Raw genomic sequence first — 5,379 nt, 5'->3', positions numbered from 1 at the left:
CATACCGCTACCGGCTAAATACAAAGATCATGCGTTGACCGGCAATCATAAGGGATTTAGAGACTGCCATATCAAGCCTGACTTGGTGCTTATCTACCGTGTTCAGAACGATACGGTAGATTTTGTTAGGCTAGGTAGCCATTCAGAAGTGTTTGATTAGCCTAATTCAAGTGGTTCCATAATGACAGTCTATTTTGAGTAGTCTGTTAATAGACTTTTGGGGCTTTTAAGACGGTTCCACTAGGGTATATCCTTATCTAACAAGAAAAGTTACTTTAAAAATACAAACAGCTTTTATAAGCCTTCAGTCCTCGGCAGGAGGACTCGAAAAGTTAATTTATCGGGTATCCTAAATTAGTTGACCACTACAACTTTTCACTTACAACACGCAACCTTTTTAACACACGTTGATTATAAATCTCGATTTTCAAGGTGCTAATATAATTGAGTAATACTTAACTTAGATAACATAAACCACTGATTCTAATAACTTTCATCTTGTATTCTCACAGATTATTGTTTATCGAGATTTTGCAAGCTTTACTTAACTGGAGAAATTATGCGTGCTTTAACTTATCATGGTGCTAAAGATGTGCGAGTGGACAATGTCCCAGAGCCTAAACTGCAAGAAAAAGATGATGTTATTTTACGTGTGACTGCAACTGCAATTTGTGGTTCAGATTTACACTTATATCGTGGCAAAATACCTGAAACCGAGGAAGGCGATATCCTCGGCCATGAGTTTATGGGTGTGGTTGAAGAAGTAGGCTCTGAAGTTACTGCTGTTAAAAAAGGCGATAGAGTTGTTATTCCTTTTGTTATTGCATGTGGTAACTGCTTTTTCTGTCAGCATGACCTAATGTCCGCTTGTGAGACTACAAATACAGGCCCAGGCGCTGCTATTAATAAAAAAATAATTCCGCCACCGGCTGCTTTATTTGGTTTTAGCCATTTATATGGTGGGATTCCTGGTGGACAAGCAGATTTTGTACGGGTTCCTAAAGGTAATTTTAATCCGTTCAAAGTAAATGGCTCACTGTCAGATGAGAAGGTTTTATTTTTATCAGATATTTTACCAACTGCTTGGCAGGCCGTGACTAATGCCAATATTACTAAAGGTTCAACCGTAGCTATTTATGGAGCGGGTCCTGTGGGGTTGTTATCAGCCGCTTGTGCCAAAATGTTAGGCGCTGAGCAGATCTTCGTGGTAGATCATAATGACTACCGTTTGCAGTATGCCAAAGATACGTACGGGGCTATTCCGGTTAATTTCGATAAGGTAGATGCTGCTGAATTCATCATTGAACAGACCAAAGGACATCGCGGCGTTGACGGTGTTATTGATGCGGTTGGCTTTGAAGCTAAGGGCAGTTCGAAAATTGAAGGATCAAGCGCTCCAGCTTTACGTCAATGTATGGCAGCTGTGCGTCGTGGCGGGGTCGTTAGTGTTCCTGGTATATATGCAGGACCCATTAATGATTTCTTAATGGGTGACGCTTTTGATAAAGGGCTTGCTTTCAGAATGGGCCAAACCCATGTACACAAGTATTTACCACAATTATTAGAGTATATTGAAAATGGTGATTTATCACCTGAAGCTATTATTACTCACCGTATGAATTTGTCTGACGCTGCTAAAGGTTATGAAATTTTCGAAAAGCGTGAAGAAGAATGTCGTAAAGTCATTTTAACTCCTTAATTTTTCAAATTTGCCCTTTACTTTTAACATTTAAAGGTTAGGTCATAGCTGCTTTAACGAGATTGTCTTAAATAATGGTTATCGCTAAAGCAGCTAGCAAAAAAATCTTTAACTTGTTTTTCTCTGCACACGACAAAAAAATCACCCCCCCCCAACCGATTTTCATGGGTTTAGGGATTAAAAAACCAACTAACTGTCTTAGATGGTCTTAAAGCTTAGAAGTGTAAAGCACAATAAACTTTCTATTATATGTATGAAAAATTTATTTAATATTGAGTAAAAATCTGAAAAGTGAATAGCTTGGGCTACAAGGCTTCTTAGTTATTTCTTATCGAGCAATATAATTTAGTATTCAAGATATTCTCTAATCGGACGTTTGTTAAACTGCGTAGGGTCTTTTTTAAGGCGGTTAACCATTTCAAACTCCCAACCTTGCTGTGACTGACCAGCTGGACTAGTAGGGCTTACTAAATGATTGTATTCCGCCATAAAAGCAGGATTACGAGCAATTCGCCCTAGCTGCTTATCATTCAATCCATCGACCGTAAACATATCTCCTGTACTAACGTCGCGCTCCTTATTAACTACATCCCTCTTAGCTTTTGGCTTTTCATGAACAGTAAAACTAAATCCTGCAATTTTGCGACCTTTTTTCTTTTGAGTGTAACTAACATTGAGATCTGATTTTTCGTTTATCTCTTCAACAGCAAGGTTTAAGACCCTTTTTTTGAAGTTGCTCATAGTTTGATATTCATCAGACTCTAATCCTAACTGACCTCTAAACTTCTCCAATTCAAAAACAGGTGTTTTTTTGGCTTGCTTCCATTGAACCAGCAGCTCATAGAGCCTTACTGAATAATTACTATCCATTTCGGCTGTTTGTTCTAGTAAATACTTAGTGAAAAACTCTTCAGCCCCATCAATCCGAGTAATCCCTTGTACTACAGCCGGAGTAAATACAACTTCAATCGCTCCTTCGTCATCTAAATATCTAACTTGGGATAACCAGCGAGATTTAACTAACTTACCTTCATCATCAACATAGCTAAAACGTCTGTTAAATAGCGTATCTTCAGCGTCCTTCATCATTAGATAACCGTTTTGGCGAGTGGTATTAAAAACTTCAGCATATCTTTTAGCATCAATACGAAGTGGTATCTCTGCACTCAACCCTGTACCAGTCTCTCTAGCATCTACAACGGCTAACTGAACAATGCGTATTTCTGATAGTTTTAGATTTTGTAGTACGGTATTTAGATAATTAGTTTTCACTACTAGATTAGATTTAGACATAATAACCTTCAAATTTGAATACTTATATTTAATTGTATCTTCGAATACTATTTTATTCAAGTATTCAAATGGTAAGTAAACGTATTCGAATGGGTAAGTAAACGTATTCGAATGGGTAAGTAAACGTATTCGAATGGGTAAGTAAACGTATTCGAATGGTGCTTGTATCCTTTTAATACCAATGGATACAGAGGGCTTAAAAGCATTTAAAAGCATTTAAAAGCATTAAAAGCATTTTTTTTATTTTTTACTAACTAAAAAGACAAAAGAAAAAAGCACTAGTTACCATAAAATATTTGGCTTTTCTCATGTCTTCTTGGATCAGATGATTGATCAATTTTTTCTTAACCTCAGTAATAAGCTATAGAAACTACTCTATTTGCCTACAAAATGAGATTTAATAGCCTTCTACCTTAATTCTTATACATACCTAGCCTTTTTTATTTTATCCATCTCTACAGCGATTTTATGGCTTTCTAGCTGCATTGCTTCGTTTACTCTAGCAATTTCCTCTTGATTTAGACCATCAATAGCCATCAAGTAAGGCTCAACACGTTTTTTAAGGGTGTCATAGCTCTCTTCCGCAACGTTTTTATCCAATCTAGCCTTCTCGTAGTCCATCAGGATGCTGTTTGCTGCCTTCACAGTGGGTTCTACTTGCTCAATAACGGCTATTGTGACCTTTTCCCCATATCTAGCCTTGCTTTCAAACATTTCAGGCTTAGGCGCTACGGTCGTAATACTAAAATCTCGCGCGTGATTGATGTCGTGGTAATACTCCTTGATGCTGGTATGTTTGGCTTTAGAGCCTTCCTTGCCCCTCGTTAGCCCTAAATCAGCGACCGTGTTGGCAAAATCGGTTTGCATCTGATTTAACTTAACCCTGCCGCCTAGAAAACCCTTACAGTTGAGCTTCCCTTTTTGGTCAATAGGAACGACATAAGCGACCAGCTGCGGTGTACTTATGTCCCGATGAATACTCATACCTGCAATATTTCCTTCTCCATGTTTATCCATGAGCCACTGAGCAGATCGCTTAAAAAATTCAGCTTCTTGGCTTTTTCCCCAACCTTCCCATTCAGGACTGGCGGTTATTAAATACTCAATACATAGCACCGCATCAGCGCGTCTTTTTTCAGGAAGTCGATCTTTTATTGCCTGTTTGACGGCTTCAGGGGTCGCAACGGTATGATGATTTTTAGGGGTGAGGTTGGGGTCAGCATTTGGCGTTTCTATCGTTCGGTAGCTGTGTGCAAGACTGCCACCGATGTTGCCCATCGTCTTTAATTTTGCTGTTCTCAAAATTGCATAGTTCATCGCCACTTTTTTCCTATAATTGAGTGTTATTTCATTAAAGTGTACTTACTACACCATAATTTCACCTGTTAGGAAAGCGTGATTTTTGGCGCAAAAGGCGGTAAAAAAGGGCTATTTTTCACTGTTTTTCAACTTGGCTGTTTACAGATTGTAAACAGCTTTTTTCTTTATAAATCAATAACTAAGAACGATTTTGTTTACACTTTGCAAACACTCAAATTTCAATAAACCTAACAATATCAGCTATTTGGCAGTCCCTTTAGGGTGCGTATGGTGTAGTCATCAAATTAGGTGGGAAATAACGGTTTTTTTATCTGTCGTAAAATCTGCTACAAAAAAGGGGGTATAAGAGCGTTACTTCTCGTTTTTCACTGGCATAATCTTAGGCTGGTATCAATAATTTATTAACCTAAAAAAATCATCTGTAGCTACAGATGATTCTAGTAGCGGAGTTATTTATGAGCATGATCGGTGTATCAGTAGCTAGCAATAAAAGCCTTCAGCTTGAAGCTACCCAAGAAGCCTATAATAGAGCTGTCGTGAAGCTTAATTTGCTGTTGATTGACGATAAAACGCACGAAGAAGTAGTCAGAAACAAGCTGTTTGAAGTCATGGATGAAAGAAATCAGCTGGGGAAGTACTCCACTTCTGATCTGTATGTCATGCAAAAAAGCATTGAGAAAACGGTTGATGATTTTCTTGCTGGATTAAATGAGCAGACTGTTACCACTTAGATTAGCGAAAAGATGGAACGCTATAGTTATTGAGGTTTAATCATCTTTCGCTTATATTGGGGGTACGAATATAAGCGAAAGGTGATTGCTATGACTACAACTAATTATAATATACGGCTTGACCAGGATCTGAAGGATAGGTCTTTTTCTGTTCTTGAAAGCTATGGATTAACACCTTCACAAGCCATAAGACTGTTCTTAAACCAAGTAGCCGATACTAATGCGATTCCTCTGTCTTTTGACTATCAACAACCTAAGCTCAACGCGCAAACGATTGCGGCTATTGCTGAGGTCGCGAGCGGTAAAGGCACTAAGTACGATAGCTTTGGTGATCTC

Annotated in this window: 6 protein-coding genes; 4 read left to right on the top strand and 2 right to left on the bottom strand. The window is 38.3% G+C overall.

What is annotated here, in order from left to right; translation table 11 throughout:
• Both CXF62_RS01205 and CXF62_RS01200 read left to right on the top strand, forming a co-directional pair.
• Nucleotides 1-160 (top strand): type II toxin-antitoxin system RelE/ParE family toxin (locus tag CXF62_RS01205; protein ID WP_145990512.1); only part of this gene is annotated, 160 nt, incomplete at its 5' end.
• A gap of 399 nt (nucleotides 161-559) precedes the next feature.
• On the top strand, nucleotides 560-1,699 hold the full coding sequence (locus CXF62_RS01200) for a zinc-dependent alcohol dehydrogenase (protein ID WP_068039753.1): 1,140 nt from the start codon (nucleotides 560-562) through the stop codon (nucleotides 1,697-1,699).
• 345 nt (nucleotides 1,700-2,044) lie between these two features.
• Here CXF62_RS01200 and repM read toward each other — a convergent pair whose 3' ends face one another.
• Together repM and mobV are read right to left on the bottom strand one after the other, a co-directional pair.
• Entirely contained in the window at nucleotides 2,045-2,992 is a 948-nt protein-coding gene (gene repM, locus CXF62_RS01195; protein ID WP_082787309.1) for a replication initiation protein RepM, read from the bottom strand.
• A 420-nt stretch (nucleotides 2,993-3,412) separates the two neighbouring features.
• Nucleotides 3,413-4,309 carry a MobV family relaxase gene (gene mobV, locus CXF62_RS01190; protein WP_068039766.1) on the bottom strand — a complete coding sequence of 299 codons (897 nt, stop codon included), beginning with the start codon at nucleotides 4,307-4,309 and terminating at the stop codon, nucleotides 3,413-3,415.
• A gap of 458 nt (nucleotides 4,310-4,767) precedes the next feature.
• Here mobV and CXF62_RS01185 point away from each other — a divergent pair, with 458 nt between their 5' ends.
• Entirely contained in the window at nucleotides 4,768-5,043 is a 276-nt protein-coding gene (locus tag CXF62_RS01185; RefSeq protein ID WP_068039764.1) for a hypothetical protein, read from the top strand.
• Between the two features lie 90 nt (nucleotides 5,044-5,133).
• On the top strand, nucleotides 5,134-5,379 hold a 246-nt coding region (locus CXF62_RS01180; protein WP_102092612.1), incomplete at its 3' end, for a type II toxin-antitoxin system RelB/DinJ family antitoxin.

Source organism: Psychrobacter sp. MES7-P7E (genome assembly GCF_002863645.1).
In the GTDB taxonomy this organism is placed as follows: Bacteria; Pseudomonadota; Gammaproteobacteria; order Pseudomonadales; family Moraxellaceae; genus Psychrobacter.
The sequence above is the reverse complement of the archived record's forward strand: the minus strand, read 5'-3'. Positions and strand labels throughout refer to the sequence as shown.